Genomic DNA, 20,440 nt, shown 5'->3' with positions numbered 1-20,440 from the left:
AGGTGGTGTAAATGTTACCAATTAGCGCTAGTATAGGGAGTGCTTAACCAGGGGTCTCTGCTACAGTCTATGTCCAAAGCTCATGTAATTGGATTAGGTAAGTCCGGTGTTGCTGCGGCGAGATTGTTGAAACGGGAAGGCTGGGAGGTGGAGCTAGGCGAGCGAAACACCTCTGATACCTTCCTGCAACAACAACAAGAACTTGCTGCCGAACAAATCACAGTTAAACTAGGATATTCCCTAGATTTAAACAGTCCTGATTTACCCCAATTAATTGTTGTTAGTCCCGGTGTACCTTGGGATATTCCCGTGTTAGTCAAAGCACGAGAACTAGGCATTGAAACTATTGGCGAAATGGAATTGGCTTGGCGAAATTTAAAATCCCAGCCTTGGGTAGCAATCACGGGTACAAACGGCAAAACGACCACCACAGCCTTAATCGCCGCCATATTCCAAGCAGCCGGATTTGATGCTCCTGCCTGCGGTAACATCGGCTATGCAGCTTGTGAAGTTGCCCTATCCCCCAAACTTCCCGATTGGGTAATTGGTGAAATTAGCAGCTATCAAATAGAATCGTCCTCATCCTTAGCACCCCGCATCGGCGTGTGGACAACATTTACACCCGACCACCTCGCCCGTCACAAAACTTTAGAAAATTACTACAACATCAAAGCCAAGCTTTTGCAGCACTCCCAATTGCAAGTATTTAACGGCGATGATGCTTATTTAAATAAAGTCGGTCTGAGTCATTGGCCTGATGCTTATTGGACAAGTGTCAAGGGCCAAGATTTTTTAATTGGCGACAAAGGTTTTTACATTGAAGACGGCTGGGTGATTGAGAAATTAAACGCCACCTCCACACCAACCAAAATTCTTCCAGCCTCTGCATTACGTATGGTAGGAGAACACAACCTACAAAATCTCCTCATCGCCGTAGCCGCAGCACGGTTAGCAGACATTCAAACCGACGCAATTACCAAAGCAATCAGAGAATTCCCTGGTGTTCCCCACCGCTTAGAACATATCTGCACTTGGGAAGGTATTGACTTTATCAACGACAGCAAAGCCACCAACTACGATGCAGCTGAGGTAGGGTTAGCATCGGTGAAGAGTCCCACAATTTTGATTGCAGGGGGAGAAGCCAAACCCGGCGATGATACAGGTTGGTTAGCCAAAATCCAAGCCAAAGCCGCCGCCGTATTACTCATTGGCGCAGCCGCACCAGCTTTTGCCCAACGCTTACAAGAAGTAGGGTACACCAATTACGAAATCATCGAAACAATGGCAAAAGCTGTACCTCGGTCAGCAGAATTAGCCAAACAGCATCAAGCACCTGTAGTATTGTTGTCTCCCGCTTGTGCAAGTTTCGACCAGTATCCTAACTTTGAGGTGCGTGGAGACGACTTCCGCCAGTTGTGTTTAGCTTGGGCGGGGCGTTAATAAATTATATACATCATCGCGCCCGTTTTATTAGTTATTAGCAACCTGACAAATTGCCATAATATGTGATGAATATTTGTTAGTAGTGTAATGAACAAGTTCTAGTCCTGCACCTTCTAGTTCTTGGATAAGTTTAGGCATTTCATACTTATGATGTCTCCAAATTGTAATTTCTTTACCCTTGGGGATTTCAACAGATTTATCTATTCCTTGAAAGCTGAAATCGATATTGTAATTATGCAGAAATTTGATATTAGCGACTACACTATCTGTTGCTAAGTCATACTTTCTAACCAATTGACAATCTTGAGATTTTAGCCCAATGCTATTTTTGATTGAGCGATATATTTCTTCTGCATGATACTTACAGCCGCCTCTGGCTATTCCATCCCATTGAGAGTTAGAACCAATTTCATTAGTAAATATAAGAAAATCATTTTCATCCATACTATTTCTAAAGTTCTTCAGTACCTGATTTCTATTGTGATGGTTGCCCATTGTTACACCTAAGTGCAGAATGATTTTGAGGTTTCCTGAGAAATTTGCAGGGATACAGCTATTTTCAATGTCCATTTGTTGGTTGATATAATCAATCTTCGGGAACCAAGCTGTAAAATTTTTTCTAGATACAGTCAGCAATCCTTCACTAATATCTAAGGCGATGTATTTATTAATTTTATTCAATTGATTGAGTTTAGCCACAAAATCTTTAGCCGGATATGAATTTCCTGCACCCACATCAATAACATTAACTTGTTCACATTTTTGAATATTGCTATAAATATATGCAAAATTGTTCCTTAAAAGATCAATTTCTACACTTGATTTGCGATACCATTTAGGACTAACAAATTTTTGATAAAACTCATGCCAAATTTTCGCTCCTTGACCTTTATAAGCATATTTTAAAGGAATTTCCCATCTAGTTTCTAATGCGTGAATGATTTCTAAAACTTCTGCTTTTGAAAAAACAGAGTAGAACTCAGAACTTGGCTTTGCTACGCGAGTATGAGAAGTTGAATTATCTAATGAAATTGGTGAATTGCTAAGAAACTTTTTAGCCATTTAGTCCTTGTTCTGAGATGTTTTGCAGTATGAGGTAGTAAATAATTGGTCACTACTGTGGCCAGTCTTGTATTTTCCCATACATTGCTCTCAAACAAGCTGTTAAATTTTATTCTGTGGTGGTCGTCTAAGAGGTTGTTTTAAAAGTCTGCTTGTTGGTAGCAAAACACTTTAGAGCCTCCTAAATCACCCTTTTTAAGGGGGACTTTGATATTAGTTCCCCCCTTTTTAAAGGTACTTAGGGCAGGAGTTGGAGGTTAGGTTTGAGAGAAAGTTGCACATACGTTACCTTAATTCCAAACACTCAAAGTGTGTAGACTACAAAGTCGGTATAACCAATGCCCACCCCTCACTATTCTTACATTACCCAAATCTCCCACTTACATAATCTGCGGTCTTTTTATCCACAGGATGATGAAAAATAACTTCTGTTTTGTTAAATTCAATCAATTCACCCAAATACATAAACGCCGTATAGTCAGAAACCCGCACGGCCTGCTGCATACTATGAGTAACAATTAATATTGTTACTGTTTCTTTTAACTTGCCAATCAACTCTTCAATACTGGCAGTGGCTATGGGGTCTAATGCAGATGTCGGCTCATCAAATAAGACTATCTCTGGTTCAGTAGCTAATGCACGGGCAATACATAACCTCTGCTGTTGACCACCAGAAAGATTATAGGCTAAATCATTTAACCGATCCTTGACTTCATCCCACAAAGCAGCGTTGCGTAAAGCTTTTTCTACTTTGTTATCAATCACACCGCGTTTTGATTCGCCCCGGACTCGTAAACCATAAGCAACATTTTCATAAATTGATTTAGGAAAAGGATTAGGTCTTTGAAAGACCATGCTAATTCGCATCCGTACTTCAATGGGGTCAACTTTATGACTGAGGAGGTTAATTCCATCTGGTTTAAGAGTGATTTCGCCTTTGTAGCGATTTCCCGGATATAAGTCGTGCATCCGGTTAAAGCATCGTAGCAAGGTGGTTTTACCGCATCCAGAAGGGCCAATTAGGGCTGTTACCTGCTTGTCTGCAATGGGCAAATGAATGTCTTTGAGGGCGTGAACTTTGCCACCGTAGTAAAAATTGAGGTAATCAACAGAGGCTTTGAGAGGAGTTTCTACCATTTGATTTTTTGGCGTAAACGATAGCGGATGTAAATAGCAACAGCATTCATGGCGAGGGTAATAGCAATTAGCACAATACCTGCGGCGGCGGCGTTCACCTGAAATTCGGCTTGGGGACGAGACACCCAATCAAACATTTGAATTGGTAGTACTGTGAAGGGAGCCAGTAACCAAGCAAAGGAGACAAAAGGGAATTGTCCTGTGATGGGGGAGTCTGGTAAAAAAGCGATAAATGTGAGTGCGCCAATGGTAACAAGGGGTGCAGTTTCACCGATCGCTCTGGCTAATGCCACAATAATTCCAGTTAAAATTGTGCCTGTAGAATATGGCAGGACATGATCCCAAATCATTTGCCATTTGGAAGCACCAGTGGCGTAGGCGGCTTCACGAATACTATTGGGAATGGCGCGGAGAGCTTCGCGGGTAGTGACAATCACTACTGGCAAAATTAATAATGCCAAAGTTAACCCAGCAGTAATAACACTTTGACCCAAGTTTAAGCCATAGACAAACACACCCAATGCCAAAAGTCCATAAATGATGGAAGGAACTCCGGCTAGGTTGGTAACGTTAATCTCAATTAAGGCAGATATCCAATTTTTGAGGGCGTATTCTTCTAAATAAATTCCTGATGCAATACCAATGGGAATTGCTGCTAATGCGGTGACTAGCATGACTAACATTGTCCCTACCCAAGCCGAGAGGATACCTGCTTGTTCGGCTTTACGACTGGGAAATGAGGTGATAAATTGCCAAGAAAGACGCGGCCATCCATCACTAAACAAGTCAAAGATTAATGCGAATAAGGTGATAATACCGACGAACATGGCCAACAAGCCAATGATGCTAAAAATATTTTGCGATCGCTTGTTGCGCGTGATAATTTTGCGAATGTAGGGAATAGTTTGACTAACCATGTCAATAAATTTCTCGATAGCGCTTGCTGAGGAAATAACCAATAATATTGAAGACCAAGGTCATCAGCATCAGCGTCAGTCCCACTGCAAAGATAGTTTCATACTCTAAACTGCCGTGGGGTAAGTCGCCCAGACTCACGCCTACAATATAAGCAGTCATTGTCGCCGCTGGTTCCAAGGGGTTAAAGGTGAGATTTGGTTGTCCCCCAGCCGCAATAGCCACCACTATTGTTTCACCCACAGCACGGGAAATTCCCAAAATATATGCAGCGGAAATACCAGAAATAGCTGATGGCAAAACTACGCGTAATGCTGTCTGCAAGCGTGTCGCGCCTGTTGCATAAGATCCCTCCCGTAAATGTGTTGGCACAGCACGCATCGCATCTTCACTCAGGGAACTCACGTAGGGAATAATCATCATCCCGATGACTAAACCTGCACTCAGCATATTAAAACCAGGTAAGTCGGGTAAAACAATTTGCAACAATGGCGTGACGAATAATAACGCAAAGTAACCGTAAACCACAGTCGGAATACCTGCAAGTAATTCCAACACAGGCTTAACTACTTCTCGGACTATAGGAGGCGCAAATTCACTCAAGTAAATTGCAATAATTGTCCCCAAGGGAATAGCTACGAATAAGGCGACTGCTGTTGTAGTTAATGTCCCAGCCACTAAAGGCCAAATACCAAAATGCTTGTCATCAAATAAAGGTGTCCATTGAGTATCTGTCAAAAATTCCCATAACGATACTTGATGGAAGAATTTCACCGACTCGTAAAGCAAAATACCCACGATAGCTATTGTTGTTGCTACCGAAGACAATGCTGCGAGAAACAAGATAAATTCTATGATTCGTTCCCGCAGATTACGTAATAGCTTGGCAGAAAATCGAGTTTTTTTAGCAATAGTCATGCTCTTTTGAAGGAGGCAGAAGGCAGAAGGCAGGAGGTTTTGTACCCAACGGGAAGCTAACGCAACAGAAGAAGATTTTGACCCCTCCTGAACAATAGCTACTCTCACAAAAGTTCAGTAGGGACATTAAACCCTTGAACATCCGCTTATAGCAGGAGTTAGGGGTCAGTTTTCCTCCTGCCTCCTGCCCCCTAACTCCTGCCTTCAAAGATAAAATCAGGAAATAAGTTGAATTACTGAGCTTCTCGACGCAGCAGTTCGTCAATTTTTAGTCCCACAGCCTCTTTACCACCAAAAACCGTGCCAAATCTCTTTTTACCAAAATGGCTTTGGGCTGTGGTATATGCGGAAGCTGGTAACGCTACATATCTTGTTTCTTGGGCGAATTTTGCCCCATTGCGTAAATAGAACTGCACAAACTGTTTCACTTCTGGTTTATCCACAGACTTGGAACTGACATAGATAAACAAAGGACGAGATAAAGGAGAGTAACTACCATTTTTCACGGTAGTTGGCGATGGTAATACACCATTAACAGGTACTGCTTTTAACCTTTTTTGGTTTTCTGCATAGTAGGCGTAACCAAAATAACCAATGGCGTTTTTATCGCGGGAAACACCTTGTACAAGCACGTTGTCGTCTTCACTAGCTGTAAAGTCACCACGGCTAGATTTCGCTTTGCCCACAATAGCTTCGGTAAAATAGTCAAAAGTTCCCGAATTAGCACCAGGGCCAAACAACTTTAAAGGTGCATTGGGAAATCCCTTGCGGATTAAACTCCAACTATTAACTTTACCCTGTGCGCCTGGCTCCCACATTTTTTTGAGTTCGGCTACAGACAAATTCTTCGCCCAAGTATTTTGGGGATTAACTACTACTGTGATGGCATCATAAGCTACTGGTAGTTCCATATAACGAATACCAGCCGCTTTACAAGCTTCAATTTCTTTTTGCAAAATCGGACGGGAAGCGCCGGAAATATCTGTCTCACCCCGACAGAATTTTTTAAACCCACCACCAGTACCCGAAACACCAACTGTCACCCTAACTCTACCGCCTTGAGATTTTTGAAATTCTTCTGCTACTGCTTCTGTGATGGGGAAAACAGTACTAGAACCATCAATTGCAATAGTTTTCACGCTTTGGGATTGAACAGCAGACATGGATAAACCCAAAGTAGTTGCTATCATCGAAATCCCAGCAGTTACTGTCCAGCTATTAAGCTTCAAGCTAATTTTACTCACAACAACGATCCTCTTTTGTTTGATACTTTGTGCTTCCAAAGGGCTAAAAAATTGATCAGGTTAATAACTGGTCAAAACTTTATCTATCACTGTAAAAAAAGTGACTTACCAAGGTAATAAAAAAATTAATTATTGGTTATAAAGTAGTTAAGCTTTGACGTATTTTTGATTATGATGATGCGGTTAAGCAGCAATAAATTCTTGAGTATTTTTCTAGAGATGTATTGTTAACCTGATCTCTGCTGAATCAACAATCAAGCAGAATTCTGGAGTGGAAATTTATAAATCAGAATTAGAATAGTCTCTCTATCTAGATTTGAGACTTAAATTATGTATTTCACTTATTTAAAATATGCTGTATTTTCCAGCAATTATATGTTAATTTAAATGCTGGAAAATCAGTTATTAAAGTATTATTTAAATTTAGCCATAACATAGAAGTTTATTTTTTAATCGATTAAGCACTTAGTCTAAATTAAGTATAATATTTTACTAATATAATCAAATGATTAGAACAGAACAAAATTCACTTTGTACACATAAAGTACATTAAAGTTGATTTTCTTTCTATTTTCTGGCGTAAGTATGTAATATCTATATTTCAGTTTCAATTTTGTAGCGATCGCCACCGTGACACTTATAGACTAGCTACTAAAAATACATAATCTATTTAAAAAAACAATGAAGCGCTATAACAAATTTATTCAAATTTTAAAAAACAATTTGCTTTTTAGAGAAGAATTTATAAAATAGGTCTAAATATCATTTTTTGCTGGCAATATCTAAAAATAAATCTCAAAAAATCCGAAATTTAGCAATAAAAAATCGGAAAGTTGTAGTATTTAGTGGTAACATATTTTACAGTAAATCTTAAGGAGAGTCAGGATTTTTTACCTGAATCTTATACAGATATCTAATATCAGTATATTTGCTGTATAACGAAATTGCAGAAATTAACTTCCAGTTTGATCACCAGTGTAGTAATACAAAGCCACGGATTTTCATGATTGCGTTTAGTCAACATCTATACACTTACGATTTTCTGGCATGAATAAGCTAATTCCAGCAATCAAAGTTAAAAATCTTAGCCTTTACTACAACACCCAAAAAATCCTGGAAGGGGTATCAATGGATATTTACCAGGACAAAGTAACAGCAATTATTGGCCCTAGTGGTTGTGGTAAGTCTACTTTTATTAAAAGCCTCAATCGGATGAACGAATTAGAAGCTGACGTTCAAGTTGAGGGGAAAGTAGAATTTTACAATCAAAATATTTATGAACGTCGAGTCAATTTAAATCGATTACGTCGCCAAGTCAGCATAGTGCTGCCTAAGCCAAATCTTTTTCCTATGAGTGTTTATGATAATGTTGCTTATGGCGTAAAAATTCTGGGATGGCGACCGAAGGTAGAATTAGATCAAATTGTCGAATCTGCTATCAAAGACGCTGATCTTTGGGATGAAGTCAAAAATAAACTGCATAAATCTGCTTTAGAACTCTCTGGCGGACAGCAACAACGACTCTGTATAGCCCGTGCTTTAGCAGTGAAACCGAAAATTATTCTCATGGATGAACCTTGTTTTGGGCTTGATCCGATAGCGGCGACAAAGGTGGAAGGTTTAATTCAGAGTTTGCGTTTGCGATCGGAATTAACAATGGTGATTATTAGCCATAATTTGCAGCAAGTCACGCGCATATCTGATTTCACAGCTTTTTTCAGTACCAATGAACATCGCATTGGTCAAATGGTAGAATTTGGACTGACAAAAAAAATTTTTACTAACGCCTTGGATGTCCGCACCCGTGAATATGTGTTAAGCCGCCTTGGTAGTAGTAAATATGAAAATCGATAAAAAGTATGAAGCATGAAGTATGCAATCAGGCTGAGGAAAGAGTATTTTGTGTGTACTGTTTTTTCTAAAATCTAATATGAGTCCTATATTTATTATTTATCAAAATTGGTGATGTTCAGATCCCCGACTTCTCAAAGAAGTTGGGGATACAAGGGAATTTATTTTCAGGAGTTTTACGGTTATCAAATAGTTTATTGCATAGATATAACATGGGTATTTTCCTGGCTTGGATAATAACTTAATCATCTAAGCTAAATTACCTGTGGTAATTTATGAGCTATGCTAAAGCAACTGAGTTAAATGGCTCAGGTCGAATCACCGAAATTCAGTCATTTGAAGCCGAACAAACGCTTGTCTGTGCTGCTTCTGGTAGCAAAACTGAGGTAGCAGTTTTATTATTAGATGCGGAAAACTTACAAATCAACACTGAAACCGAAAAATTTTTAACCACAGTTTGTACTTGTCCAATTCAAATTAAAATAGCCTTTGCCAATTGGTGTAGCATGGGCAAACTAGATGTAGAGTTGCATGGACGTGGTTACGATTTAATTCATGTCCCCGTAGGTAAGGATAATGCTGACGGAAAAATGATCGCCTTTGGTTCATCTATTCATGAAAGATATCCCAAAGCGAGAGAAGTTTTGGTTTGTTCTTCTGATAAAGTGATGACTAATTTATGCAACCATCTACGGCAACATGGCTTAACAGTATATCAAGTAAGTCAACAAGGTGAAGATATTACAGTATTAAATAGTTATACAGGTCAGCTTGTGACACGAGGTAATAATGCTGTACCAGAAATTCCCGATATTTCTCAATTTATTCTACAAATTAAAGAGTTAGTTAAAGCAGAACAAAAACGCATTCATAGTTACTGGATTAACTTAGCTACAATCTCCCAAAATTATAAGGATAAGTATAAAGTAAATATTACTCAGGTAGCTGCTAAACACTTACCAGGGAAGAAAGCTAGGGAAATATTTGTAAATTACCCGGCAGAATTTGTACTTCATCAAATTGAGCCAAATGCTCCGGTATATATCACATTATTTGAAATTGATCCTACTAAAGATGCAGTTACAGAAAGTGCTGCTCATTCTCCATCAACAAGTATTAGTACTAAACTACAATTAGAACAGGTACTAAAAAATATTGTTAGTAAATTAACTAGCAACTCTCCCGGAAGCCATATTAACATTAACCTTGTAGGTAGTGAGTTTAAGCAGCAATATGCTAAATCTATTACCGAACAAATCAAAAGCTTGCAATTAAGTGGTAGTTTTATTAAATTCCTACAATCTTGTACTTCTTTTAAACTCAAGCAAACTCCCAAAGGATGGGAGATAGCAGTTAAATAACCTCCTATTCAAACTCTTGCTTATTCAGGTGTAATCATGTAGGATGCTTACATAATTATTGCTTAGGAAGGACTTGATAATCTAGCAAAACAGGCAGAATTTACACATAGATAAGCTCTCATGCTAGATTTTCGAGATTTATGGAAATTGCTCACGTTCACTTCTATGTAGAAAATGCTCCAGCTTGGCGGGATTGGTGCGTAGATTATCTGGGATTTACCGCAGTTAATAGTGGAATAAGTTCCAATCACACTTGTACGGAAATGGTACAAAGTGGCGCTATTTGTTTTTTGCTATCTTCACCATTATTGCCCACAAGCCCGGTTGCGGAGTTTTTGCGTCAACATCCTCCTGGTGTGGCGGATATTGCTTTTGCCGTAACAGATGTAGCAGATGCGATCGCTCAAGCAGCAGCACAAGGAGCTACAATCTTAGAACCCATCCAAGAATATCTCGGTTATAAATGCGGGAAAATTGCGGCTTGGGGTGGAATGACTCATACGTTGATGGAAAAACCAGCGGGAGGAAAACGGGAAACACGCGATCGCCCCATGTTTACGGCCATCGATCATCTAGTATTAAATGTACCAGTTGGTGAGTTAGAGCGTGCTGTGGCTTGGTACAAAAACGTTTTAGATTTGCAACCGCAACAAGCATTTAAAATTAAAACCGATCGCTCTGGGTTATATAGCCAAGTGCTAGTTTCCCGCAATGGCAGTGTACAATTACCCATTAATGAACCAGCTTCTAGTAATTCGCAAATTCAAGAATTTTTAACTGTGAATCGCGGTGCGGGGATTCAACACATTGCTTTGCGAACATCCAACTTGATTAGTGCGATCGCGCAATTACGCAGCCGTGGTTTATCTTTACTGTCAGTTCCCCAAACTTACTACTCCCAGCTAAAAAAGCGGACAGAATTTCGCTTGTCGCCCTTAGAATTAGAAGCGATCGCTCAACAAGAAATTTTAGTAGACTGGCAAGCTAATAGTCAAAACGCTTTGTTACTGCAAATTTTTACTCAACCTATCTTTGCACAGCCGACATTTTTCTTTGAGTTTATTGAAAGGCGTTTCCAAGCGCAAGGTTTTGGCGAAGGAAATTTTCGGGCTTTATTTGAAGCAATTGAAAGCGAACAAATAAAACGCGGAACTTTGCAATAAAGCAGCAATAATAAGTAATAGTAATTCACCAAAATCTTGATAGTCAGCAACGGCGGAATCAGCCTCGTTAACTTCATAGCGAATGAAAATACTGCATCTACCCTGAACCTTTGTAGAGATGTTGCAATGCAATATCTCTTTATTTTTCGTTACATTTTGCGTAATTATTTGAGAAAGTTGCTAATTCATGCAGTATTTGTTGACGCGTGATGAACTATTTTAAGGAATGCTGCACATACTACCCAAAACTTGGATTTATTTGTTATCGTGATCCCAAAGGAATTATTAAGCATCCACAAGATTTGTCAGACGCTAATTAAGCGCCAAAATACCTGCTGGGTGCGAGATATCAAAGTTATTCACTAAAATTTAAAACTCATTAACTAGAGTATCTATTTGGGAGGTAACACTTATGGTTACAGTATCTCATCAAACATTGTCTTCACTTTCTCAAGAGCGATCGCTCATTCTCTGGTTTGATGAGGTAGGCATTAAAGATATTCACCTAGTAGGTGGAAAAAATGCCTCCTTGGGAGAGATGATTCAACAGTTAACCCCTAAAGGTGTAAATGTACCAATGGGGTTTGCAACTACCGCTTATGCTTATCGTTATTTCATCCAATCAGCGGGATTAGAAATCAAGTTACGCCAACTTTTTGCTGATTTAAATGTTGAGGATGTAAACAATTTACGCGAACGGGGAGACAAAGCGCGATCGCTATTACTGCACACACCATTCCCTGAAGATTTACGACAGGCGATTGCTAAAGCTTACGCGAGTTTATGTGAGCAATACTTAACAGAAACTGATGTTGCAGTTCGTTCTAGCGCCACCGCCGAAGACCTCCCCGATGCGAGTTTTGCTGGACAGCAAGAAACTTATTTAAATATTGTTGGTGTTGATGAAGTAATTACAGCTTGTCATAAATGTTTTGCTTCTATATTTACTGACCGTGCTATTTCTTATCGCCATACAAAAGGATTTGATCATTTTAATGTGGCTTTATCAGTTGGTGTCCAAAAAATGGTGCGTTCTGATTTAGCAACATCTGGGGTGATGTTTTCTATTGATACCGAAACCGGGTTTAAAGATGCCGCTTTGATTACCGCCGCTTATGGTTTAGGAGAAAACGTTGTTCAAGGTGCAGTTAATCCCGATGAATATGTCGTATTTAAACCAACATTAAAAACAGGTTTTCGCCCAATTATAGATAAGAAATTGGGTAGTAAAGAAATCAAAATGATTTATGTGCCGGCAACGGAAATAGATATCATGGCTTGTGCTGCTGATAGCGCCCATACATTAACAGTTAGAGCCGATGATGATAATTGTAAGTTAACCAAAAATGTACCCGTTAGTGAAAGCGATCGCACTAAATTTGCCCTGAATGATGAAGAAATTTTACAACTAGGAAAATGGGCTGGCGTTATCGAAGACCATTACTCCCAAGTCCACGGTAATTACACCCCAATGGATATTGAGTGGGCAAAAGATGGCATTACTAATCAACTATTTATAGTCCAAGCACGTCCTGAAACTGTGCAGTCGCAGAAAAATGGCAATGTCTTGCGGAGTTATCGCTTAATATCAGGGAAAGAAACCCCAACCCCTTTAGTTACCGGACGCGCCATAGGCGAAGCCATCAGCCAAGGTAAAGTGAGTGTCATTGTTAATGTCCACGATATCGACAAATTCCAACCAGGGGATGTATTAGTCACCGAAAGAACCGATCCCGACTGGGAACCAATTATGAAACGCGCCAGTGCAATTATTACCAACGCGGGTGGACGTACCTGTCATGCAGCGATTATTGCACGAGAATTGGGTGTGCCGGCGATCGTTGGTTGCGGGAATGCAACACAAGTCCTCAAAAACAATCAAGAAGTTACAGTTTCTTGTGCTGAAGGCGAAGACGGTCAAGTTTATCCCGGCTTGTTACCTTTTGAAGTCAAAGAAGTTCCTCTAGAAAACTTACCCCGCACTCGCACGCAAATATTAATGAATGTGGGAAATCCCCAGGAGGCTTTTAGTTTATCTGCAATTCCCAACGATGGCGTAGGTTTAGCGCGGACAGAATTTATCATTGCAAATCAAATTCAAATTCATCCAATGGCGTTAATTCACTACGACCAATTGCAAGATGCAAAAGTCAAAGCCCAAATAACAGAAATTACCTCACTTTATGATGATAAACCACAGTATTTTGTTGATAAATTAGCCCAAGGTATAGGCAGAATTGCCGCCGCCTTTTACCCCAAACCTGTGATTGTGCGGATGTCAGATTTTAAGAGTAATGAATATGCCAATTTATTAGGTGGTAAACAATTTGAACCTCATGAAGAAAACCCCATGCTAGGTTGGCGCGGTGCAGCACGTTATTATGATGAGGGTTATAAAGCCGCTTTTGCCTTAGAATGTCAAGCCATCAAGCGAGTTCGGGATGAAATGGGTTTAACAAATGTCATCCCCATGATTCCATTTTGCCGCACTCCCGAAGAAGGAAAGTTAGTATTAGCAGAGATGGCAAAAAATGGCTTGCAACAAGGTGTAAATAACTTGCAAGTTTATGTTATGTGCGAGTTACCCAGTAACGTAATTTTGGCAAAAGAATTTGCCAATGTTTTTGATGGTTTCTCCATTGGTTCCAATGATTTAACTCAGCTAACCTTGGGTTTAGACAGAGATTCGGCTTTAGTCGCCAGATTATTTGATGAACGCAGTCCCGCAGTTAAGCAAATGGTCAAAATGGCCATTGAAGCCGCCAAAAAACGCCACCGTAAAATCGGTATATGCGGACAAGCACCCAGCGACTACCCAGAATTTGCCCAGTTTTTAGTCGAACAGGGCATTGATTCTATTAGTTTAAATCCCGATTCTGTGTTAAAAACAATGCTGGAAATCGCAAAAGTGGAAAATCCTGAGTCTTAAGTAAAGCGATAAATTTCAAATTCTAGAGACTCAGAACCCCGACTTCTTGAAGAAGTCGGGGTTCTTCTTGTTCACGAGGATGTTTTTACCGATATTCTTGAAGAAGAGCCACTTAATGCTGGCGTACCAAAAAATCAGATTGTGTTGGGGTTCCGGTCTGAAGAACTGCGGCAAAATTCAGAATTTGCGATCGCCTAAAATTCACTATCATTAGGGTGGGCAATGCTCACCCTAAAAAATTTTTCCAAAGAAAGCAGAACAAAGGGGAAAATAACAAAAGACTATTGACCATTGACTAATGACTAAAAATTGGTTCCGCATTGGGTTAGTGAGTATCTTTTTACTCTCACTCGCTTTGAGATTTTGGGGACTAGATAGGTTTAACACCTTAGTCTTTGATGAAATTTACTACGCTAAATTTGGGAATAACTATCTCACCCATGTTTCTTTTTTCGATGGTCATCCACCGTTAGGAAAACTGATAATTGCCCTAGGTATCTGGCTAGGTAGTCATGTACCATTTTGGCATGAAAGCGTGAATGGACTCACAGGTTCGCTGCGATCGCCTTGGGATTATCGTTGGATTAATGCTTTTTTAGGCTCGTTTATCCCTTTACTAATTGCTGGGATTGCTTATCAATTAAGTTCTCGGCGCAGTTTTGCCTTAATTGCTGGCTTATTCACCGCTGTTGATGGCATATTTATCGTTGAATCTCGCTATGCGCTAATCAATATATATATAGTTTTATTTGGTTTGTTGGGGCATTGGTTATTTCTTTTAGCCTTAAATAACCAGAGACAAAAACGGAAATTATGTTTAATAATTGCGGGTATCGCCTTTGGTTGTTCTATTACGACTAAATGGAATGGTTTATTTTTTCTAGCTGGTGTTTATGTTTTGTGGATATTTGCTTGGATATGGCAAATATTCGTCACAAAAATCAATCATAATGATGCAGAAATTAATCAAGAATCTTTATCACCGCTGCAAAAGTTAACACAATTATATGTTTGGCAAGTTGTCTTATTTTTAGGAGTTCTCCCACTTACCGTTTATAGCCTGATTTGGATTCCCCATTTACAACTAGATACCAAATATGGATTTATCGCCGTCCACAAGCAAATCTTAGCTTTTCATGAACGGCTGGGTGGGAATAATGCTGAAGTACATCCCTACTGTGCTGCTTGGTATAAATGGCCGTTGTTAACTCGACCAATGGCATATTATTACCAAACAGCCCAAAAAGCGACTGATCCATTACCTGGCTTGGGGCCTGAATTACCTGCTGGTGCCGGGAAAATTATTTATGATGTTCATGCAATGGGTAATCCTTTTTTGTGGTGGTTTGGTGTGACTGCCATTTTATTTTTAATTGGGATGCTCATTGCTTCAATGGTAATGTTTTGGCAGCAGCAAAAAAGGTTTACCTTACCAAAAAATCTCACTGTTGATACATGGATTGCCTTATATTTAGTGGTAAATTATGCCACTAACTTAGTCCCGTGGATGGGGGTATCGAGGTGCGCTTTTATTTACCACTACATGACTGCTGTGGTATTTGCATTTTTAGCGATCGCTTGGTTTGTCGATCAATGTCTGCGTAGCTATTATCGGCAATTACAGGCGATCGGTGTCACCATTTCTTTGATGATTTTGGTAGCTTTTGTGTATTGGTTGCCCATTTATTTAGGTTTACCTATCACATCCGCAGGTTATAAACTACGGATGTGGTTTAACTCTTGGATTTAAAGCAATTTAGCCTTAAAATGCCTGTTATAATCTAAGCTTTTTATCCTTAATATTGCTACATATATACAGTGTAAACAATCATATATTTTTTACATTTCTTATCTGTATTTATAGAGCCTGCCTGCTAGACTGAAAACGCAAGCAGGATAGATAAAAGATATACAACGCAACTGAGGTATTAAAAGTTAAGCATCGCCAAAAACAGAATTGATGAAGAAATTTCTCATAATCCATCATTCTGCGTTTTTAACAGTAAAAATTGATTAACTAGTTAATTTCTAGAATAAAAATTATACAAGCTTACATCTAGAAAGTGTCATAAAGCTATAAAGTCAATAGGTGTAGAACCTCTATAGACTCTATTTTTGATGCTCTCTAGGTATAGAGGAGAATCCTAATGGAATTAAACTTACAACTTCCGAGCATCAATGTTACTAGCTTAAAAGAAGCTCCGATTCATACATCTCGGCAAATTCAGCCGCACGGAGTGCTGTTAGTTTTGTCAGAACCAGAATTAGAAATATTACAAATTAGTAATAATACTTGGACTGTTTTCGGGATAGAACCCGAACAGATGTTGCAAAAAAAACTAGAAGATTTACTTGACTCGTTTCAACTCGAAAGAATTAAAGCAGGGTTAGCAGAAGATAATCTGGAATTTATCAACCCAACAAAACTTTGGTTCAGAAAAAAAGGTGATGAATACGTTGTTTTCGACGCAGTTTTTCACCGCAATTCAGAAGGGAATTTAATCTTAGAACTAGAACCGACATTTTCTCAAGAAAATATCCCATTTTTAAGCTTTTACCATCTAGCAAAAGCTTCTATTAACCAGTTAGAAAAAACCTCAACGCTGCGGGACTTTTGTCAGATAATTGTCCAAGAAGTACGGAAGGTAACTGGTTTTGATCGGGTAATGCTATACAAATTTGATCATGATGGACATGGTTCAGTTATTGCCGAAGAAAAGCTAGAAATCTTAGAACCATATTTAGGCTTACATTATCCTGAGTCAGATATTCCCAAACCCGCCAGAAAATTATTTGCCTCTAATTCTATTAGAATTATCCCAGATGCTCAGGCAGCACCAGTTCAACTGATTCCGGCAATCAATCCAGTTAGTCAGCGTTCATCAGATTTAACTAACTCAATTCTCCGCAGTCCTGCTGCTTGTCATCTTGAGTACTTGCACAATATGGGTGTGGGTGCTTCTTTGACTATCTCTTTAATTAAAGACAACAAACTCTGGGGATTGATTGCTTGTCATCATCAAACACCTAAATTTGTTTCTTACGAATTGCGGAAAGCCTGCGAATTTTTAGGCAGAGTGATATTTGCAGAAATTTCCGCCAGAGAAGAAACAGAAGATTACGACTATCGCATGAATTTGACACATATTCAATCATTGTTGGTTGAATATATGTCCCAAGAAGAAAACTTTATTGATGGGTTAGTCAAACATCAGCCAAATCTCTTAGATTTAACCAGCGCCCAAGGTGCGGCTGTGTGTTTTGGTGAGCATTGTACATTAATAGGTGAGACTCCCGCAGAAGAAGACCTGAATTTTTTAGTGCAGTGGTTAAAGAATAACGTCGATGAAGAAGTTTTCTATACAAATTCTTTGCCCCAGGTTTATCCCGATGCAGAAAGATTTAAAAATGTTGCTAGTGGTTTGTTAGCGATTCCGATTTCCAAGCGCAATTATGTTTTGTGGTTCCGACCAGAAGTAATTCAAACTGTAAATTGGGGTGGTGATCCTAATAGAGCGTTTGAAGTTAGCCAGACAGATGGAGATGTGCGTCTGTGTCCCCGCAAATCTTTTGAACTATGGAAAGAAACAGTCCGCCTGACATCTTTACCTTGGCAATACGTCGAAATTAAAGCTGCGCTGGAATTACGAAAAGCGATTGTTAATATTGTATTGCGCCAAGCCGATGAACTAGCGCAATTAGCGCAGGATTTAGAACGTTCTAACGCTGAATTGAAAAAGTTTGCCTACGTCGCTTCTCATGACTTGCAAGAACCACTCAATCAAGTGGCGAATTATGTGCAGTTATTGGAGATGCGCTATAACGCAGAACTGGACGAAGATGCCAAAGAGTTTATTAACTTTGCCGTTCAGGGAGTCAGCTTGATGCAGACATTAATAGATGATGTTCTAGCATACTCCAAAGTAGATACACAGGCGATCGCCTTTCAACTAACTGAAGTCGAAACAGCCCTAGAACGCGCCCTCGGTAACTTACGACAGCGCATTGCCGAAACCGGTACTATAATTACCCATGACCCCTTACCCACAGTTATGGCTGGTAGTACCCAGCTAATGCAGCTATTTCAGAACTTGATAGCTAACGCCATCAAATTCCGCAGTGACCAACCACCGCAAATTCATGTAGGAGCCGAGAGATTAGAAGATGAATGGTTGTTCTGGGTGCGCGATAATGGTATCGGCATTGACCCCAGATTTAGCGATCGCATTTTTGTCATCTTTCAACGCCTACATACACGAGATGAGTATGCTGGTACAGGGATGGGTCTAGCTATCTGTAAAAAGATTGCCGAATGCCATCGTGGTCGGATCTGGGTAGAATCACAACTTGGAGAGGGAGCCACCTTCTACTTTACAATTCCAGTTGGAGGGCGCGAGCGTGAGCGTAGAAATGGAAGAAAAGCTCAAAACAATCTTTTTGGTTGAAGATAATAAAGCCGATGTGCGCTTAATCCAAGAAGCATTGAAAAATAGCTCAGTGCCGCACCAAGTAGTGACGGTGAGAGATGGGGTAGATGCTATGGCATTCCTACGCCAAGAAGGAGAGTATGCCGATGCTCCCCGTCCTGACCTGATTCTGCTAGATTTGAACTTACCTAGAAAAGATGGTCGGGAAGTATTGGCAGAAATCAAAAACGACCCCCTACTCAAACGTATCCCCGTAGTTGTGCTGACAACCTCAAAAAATGAGGATGATATCTTTCACAGCTACGACCTCCATGTAAACTGCTACATTACTAAATCCCGTAACCTCAGCCAACTATTCCAAATCGTCAAAGGCATCGAAGATTTTTGGCTATCTACCGTCACCTTACCGTCAGAGTAAGTAAAAAGGCAAAAGTAAAAAGTAAAAAGTAAAAAAGAAAAAATCAGAACTAAAGCTCAAGATTTCTTTTGCCTTTTGCCTTTTGCCTTTTGCCTTTTGCCTTTTGCCTTTTGCCTTTTGCCTTTTCACTTCCCAGGATCGAAACCAGAAAACTATGGCTGGAAGCTTAGTAAAAATCTTGTTAATTGAAGACAATCTGGCAGAAGCTAGGTTATTGCAAGAGTTTTTGCAGCAAGCCGATGCGAAAGAATTTGTGCTAGTTCATGTCAAGCGATTGCAAGAAGGACTCAATCAACTCAGAACCAACAATTACGACATCATTTTATTAGACCTCACCCTACCCGACAGTCAAGGATTATCATCTCTGCCAGTGCTGATTAATTGTGCGCCGAGCTTGCCAATTGTCGTACTCACCAATACTAACGACGAAGAACTAGCAGTGGAAGCAGTTAGGGAAGGAGCGCAAGATTATTTAGTCAAGCGTCAAGTCAATGCTAATGGCTTGGTTCGCTCTATATGTTATGCGATCGAGCGTAAACAGCTATTAGAAACATTACGTCAAGTTAATCAGACATTACAAGTGCGGGTTGATGAGCGCACCGCCGAACTAGTGAAAGCTAACGAAATCAACCAGTTCCGATCAGAATTTGTTTCGATGCTTTCTCATGATATTCGTCAACCGCTAAATACCATTCTCTTAGCCGCTGGATTACTTCAAAATAACGAAGATAAATTAACTCAAGAGAAAAAGCGGAATCATTTACAGATGATTCGTACAGCCATCAAGAATATGGCACAAATGTTAGATGAAGTGTCGTTAATTGGTAGGGCTGATTCCGGCAAATTTCAATGTGACCTTGAGCTATTAGATTTAGAAATATTTTGCCGTCAACTAGTAGAAGAAGCACAATTATCTCTTAAAGATAAAAATTTAACTCTAGTTTTTGCAAGTTATGGAGGAGTTGGTGAAGCCGTCTTGGATGAAACATTACTGCGCCACATTTTAGGTAATTTACTAGGCAATGCGATTAAATATTCATTACCTAATGGCAAAATTCAATTTGAATTAATTGGCCAAGAAAATTCCGTGATGTTTCGCTTTCAAGATTGGGGTATTGGCATTCCTAAACAAGACCAAAAGCGGATGTTTCAGCCTTTTCAACGTGCAGAAAATGTCGGCAGAATTCCTGGTACTGGCTTAGGCTTAGCAATTGTCAAAAAGTGTGTGGATGCACATGGTGGCGAGATTATGGTGAATAGCGAAGTTGGCGTTGGTACTACATTTATCGTTACGTTACCTTTAATCAAGCTTTAAACTCTGAAAGGCTGTTTGCAATCGCATCACTCACTGACTTGTTGAATACTTGTTAGGCAGAGCTTGGCTTTGGTAAACCAACATTATCAAGACTTGGTTGGGTTGCGCTACTGCTCTACCAACCTAATTTTCTGCTTTCAGCAGAAAATTCTAGTTAAATATTGATGAGAAAAAAGAGACATAATTAATTCTATTCTGCGACATCTGGTGTCAGATACTTTATTGCAATTCAAGTCAGATGGGCGATGTGCAGATTT

The 20,440-nt window shown here is 39.7% G+C and carries 15 protein-coding genes; 10 read left to right on the top strand and 5 right to left on the bottom strand.

Annotated features, from left to right (window positions below):
• Window positions 1–69 precede the first annotated feature (69 nt).
• Window positions 70–1,440: a UDP-N-acetylmuramoyl-L-alanine--D-glutamate ligase gene (gene murD, locus AC504W_RS15830; RefSeq protein ID WP_494873252.1), complete on the top strand. Its 1,371-nt coding sequence runs from the start codon at window positions 70–72 to the stop codon at window positions 1,438–1,440.
• A 30-nt stretch (window positions 1,441–1,470) separates the two neighbouring features.
• On the opposite strand, the gene AC504W_RS15825 is transcribed toward murD, so the two are convergent.
• The 5 genes from AC504W_RS15825 to AC504W_RS15805 all read right to left on the bottom strand — a co-directional run bounded on the left by AC504W_RS15825 (window position 1,471) and on the right by AC504W_RS15805 (window position 6,719).
• Window positions 1,471–2,505 carry an L-histidine N(alpha)-methyltransferase gene (locus AC504W_RS15825; RefSeq protein ID WP_494873251.1) on the bottom strand — a complete coding sequence of 345 codons (1,035 nt, stop codon included), beginning with the start codon at window positions 2,503–2,505 and terminating at the stop codon, window positions 1,471–1,473.
• A 363-nt stretch (window positions 2,506–2,868) separates the two neighbouring features.
• Window positions 2,869–3,642, bottom strand: a complete 774-nt coding sequence (gene pstB, locus AC504W_RS15820) for a phosphate ABC transporter ATP-binding protein PstB (RefSeq protein WP_494873250.1) — start codon at window positions 3,640–3,642, stop codon at window positions 2,869–2,871.
• Entirely contained in the window at window positions 3,636–4,559 is a 924-nt protein-coding gene (pstA, locus tag AC504W_RS15815) for a phosphate ABC transporter permease PstA (RefSeq protein ID WP_494873249.1), read from the bottom strand. Before pstA ends, pstB begins: the two co-directional genes overlap by 7 nt.
• A gap of 1 nt (window position 4,560) precedes the next feature.
• Entirely contained in the window at window positions 4,561–5,475 is a 915-nt protein-coding gene (pstC, locus tag AC504W_RS15810; protein WP_494873248.1) for a phosphate ABC transporter permease subunit PstC, read from the bottom strand.
• A gap of 233 nt (window positions 5,476–5,708) precedes the next feature.
• A complete protein-coding gene (locus AC504W_RS15805; protein WP_494873247.1) occupies window positions 5,709–6,719 on the bottom strand; it encodes a PstS family phosphate ABC transporter substrate-binding protein in 1,011 nt (336 codons plus the stop codon).
• Window positions 6,720–7,766: 1,047 nt separating this feature from the next.
• Here AC504W_RS15805 and AC504W_RS15800 point away from each other — a divergent pair.
• The 9 genes from AC504W_RS15800 to AC504W_RS15760 all read left to right on the top strand — a co-directional run bounded on the left by AC504W_RS15800 (window position 7,767) and on the right by AC504W_RS15760 (window position 20,183).
• Complete coding sequence (locus AC504W_RS15800; protein ID WP_494873246.1) at window positions 7,767–8,573, top strand: phosphate ABC transporter ATP-binding protein; 807 nt, start codon at window positions 7,767–7,769, stop codon at window positions 8,571–8,573.
• Window positions 8,574–8,845: 272 nt separating this feature from the next.
• Window positions 8,846–9,931 carry an NYN domain-containing protein gene (locus AC504W_RS15795; protein WP_494873244.1) on the top strand — a complete coding sequence of 362 codons (1,086 nt, stop codon included), beginning with the start codon at window positions 8,846–8,848 and terminating at the stop codon, window positions 9,929–9,931.
• Between the two features lie 140 nt (window positions 9,932–10,071).
• Window positions 10,072–11,094 carry a 4-hydroxyphenylpyruvate dioxygenase gene (hppD, locus tag AC504W_RS15790; protein WP_494873243.1) on the top strand — a complete coding sequence of 341 codons (1,023 nt, stop codon included), beginning with the start codon at window positions 10,072–10,074 and terminating at the stop codon, window positions 11,092–11,094.
• A gap of 412 nt (window positions 11,095–11,506) precedes the next feature.
• A complete protein-coding gene (gene ppsA, locus AC504W_RS15785) occupies window positions 11,507–14,023 on the top strand; it encodes a phosphoenolpyruvate synthase (protein ID WP_494873242.1) in 2,517 nt (838 codons plus the stop codon).
• A 12-nt stretch (window positions 14,024–14,035) separates the two neighbouring features.
• A complete protein-coding gene (locus AC504W_RS15780) occupies window positions 14,036–14,221 on the top strand; it encodes an element excision factor XisI family protein (RefSeq protein ID WP_494878663.1) in 186 nt (61 codons plus the stop codon).
• A 100-nt stretch (window positions 14,222–14,321) separates the two neighbouring features.
• The gene (locus AC504W_RS15775) at window positions 14,322–15,773 is read left to right on the top strand and encodes a dolichyl-phosphate-mannose--protein mannosyltransferase (RefSeq protein WP_494873241.1); all 1,452 of its coding nucleotides are present in this window, start codon (window positions 14,322–14,324) and stop codon (window positions 15,771–15,773) included.
• A gap of 397 nt (window positions 15,774–16,170) precedes the next feature.
• A complete protein-coding gene (locus AC504W_RS15770) occupies window positions 16,171–18,468 on the top strand; it encodes an ATP-binding protein (protein ID WP_494873240.1) in 2,298 nt (765 codons plus the stop codon).
• Entirely contained in the window at window positions 18,422–18,868 is a 447-nt protein-coding gene (locus AC504W_RS15765) for a response regulator (protein ID WP_096577851.1), read from the top strand. Before AC504W_RS15770 ends, AC504W_RS15765 begins: the two co-directional genes overlap by 47 nt.
• 154 nt (window positions 18,869–19,022) lie before the next feature.
• Window positions 19,023–20,183, top strand: a complete 1,161-nt coding sequence (locus tag AC504W_RS15760) for a hybrid sensor histidine kinase/response regulator (RefSeq protein WP_494873238.1) — start codon at window positions 19,023–19,025, stop codon at window positions 20,181–20,183.
• The last annotated feature ends 257 nt before the right edge of the window (window positions 20,184–20,440 follow it).

The organism is Nostoc sp. C96 (genome assembly GCF_059384975.1).
Note: the sequence above shows the minus strand (reverse complement) of the source record. Positions and strands in the feature narration are given on the sequence as shown.

What these genes read in the sequence shown, in the direction of transcription:
- murD (WP_494873252.1), top strand. Translation starts at nt 70, where the DNA reads ATGTCCAAAGCTCATGTAATTGGATTAGGTAAGTCCGGTGTTGCTGCG.
- AC504W_RS15825 (WP_494873251.1), bottom strand. Translation starts at nt 2,505, where the DNA reads ATGGCTAAAAAGTTTCTTAGCAATTCACCAATTTCATTAGATAATTCA.
- pstB (WP_494873250.1), bottom strand. Translation starts at nt 3,642, where the DNA reads ATGGTAGAAACTCCTCTCAAAGCCTCTGTTGATTACCTCAATTTTTAC.
- pstA (WP_494873249.1), bottom strand. Translation starts at nt 4,559, where the DNA reads ATGGTTAGTCAAACTATTCCCTACATTCGCAAAATTATCACGCGCAAC.
- pstC (WP_494873248.1), bottom strand. Translation starts at nt 5,475, where the DNA reads ATGACTATTGCTAAAAAAACTCGATTTTCTGCCAAGCTATTACGTAAT.
- AC504W_RS15800 (WP_494873246.1), top strand. Translation starts at nt 7,767, where the DNA reads ATGAATAAGCTAATTCCAGCAATCAAAGTTAAAAATCTTAGCCTTTAC.
- AC504W_RS15795 (WP_494873244.1), top strand. Translation starts at nt 8,846, where the DNA reads ATGAGCTATGCTAAAGCAACTGAGTTAAATGGCTCAGGTCGAATCACC.
- hppD (WP_494873243.1), top strand. Translation starts at nt 10,072, where the DNA reads ATGGAAATTGCTCACGTTCACTTCTATGTAGAAAATGCTCCAGCTTGG.
- ppsA (WP_494873242.1), top strand. Translation starts at nt 11,507, where the DNA reads ATGGTTACAGTATCTCATCAAACATTGTCTTCACTTTCTCAAGAGCGA.
- AC504W_RS15775 (WP_494873241.1), top strand. Translation starts at nt 14,322, where the DNA reads ATGACTAAAAATTGGTTCCGCATTGGGTTAGTGAGTATCTTTTTACTC.
- AC504W_RS15770 (WP_494873240.1), top strand. Translation starts at nt 16,171, where the DNA reads ATGGAATTAAACTTACAACTTCCGAGCATCAATGTTACTAGCTTAAAA.
- AC504W_RS15760 (WP_494873238.1), top strand. Translation starts at nt 19,023, where the DNA reads ATGGCTGGAAGCTTAGTAAAAATCTTGTTAATTGAAGACAATCTGGCA.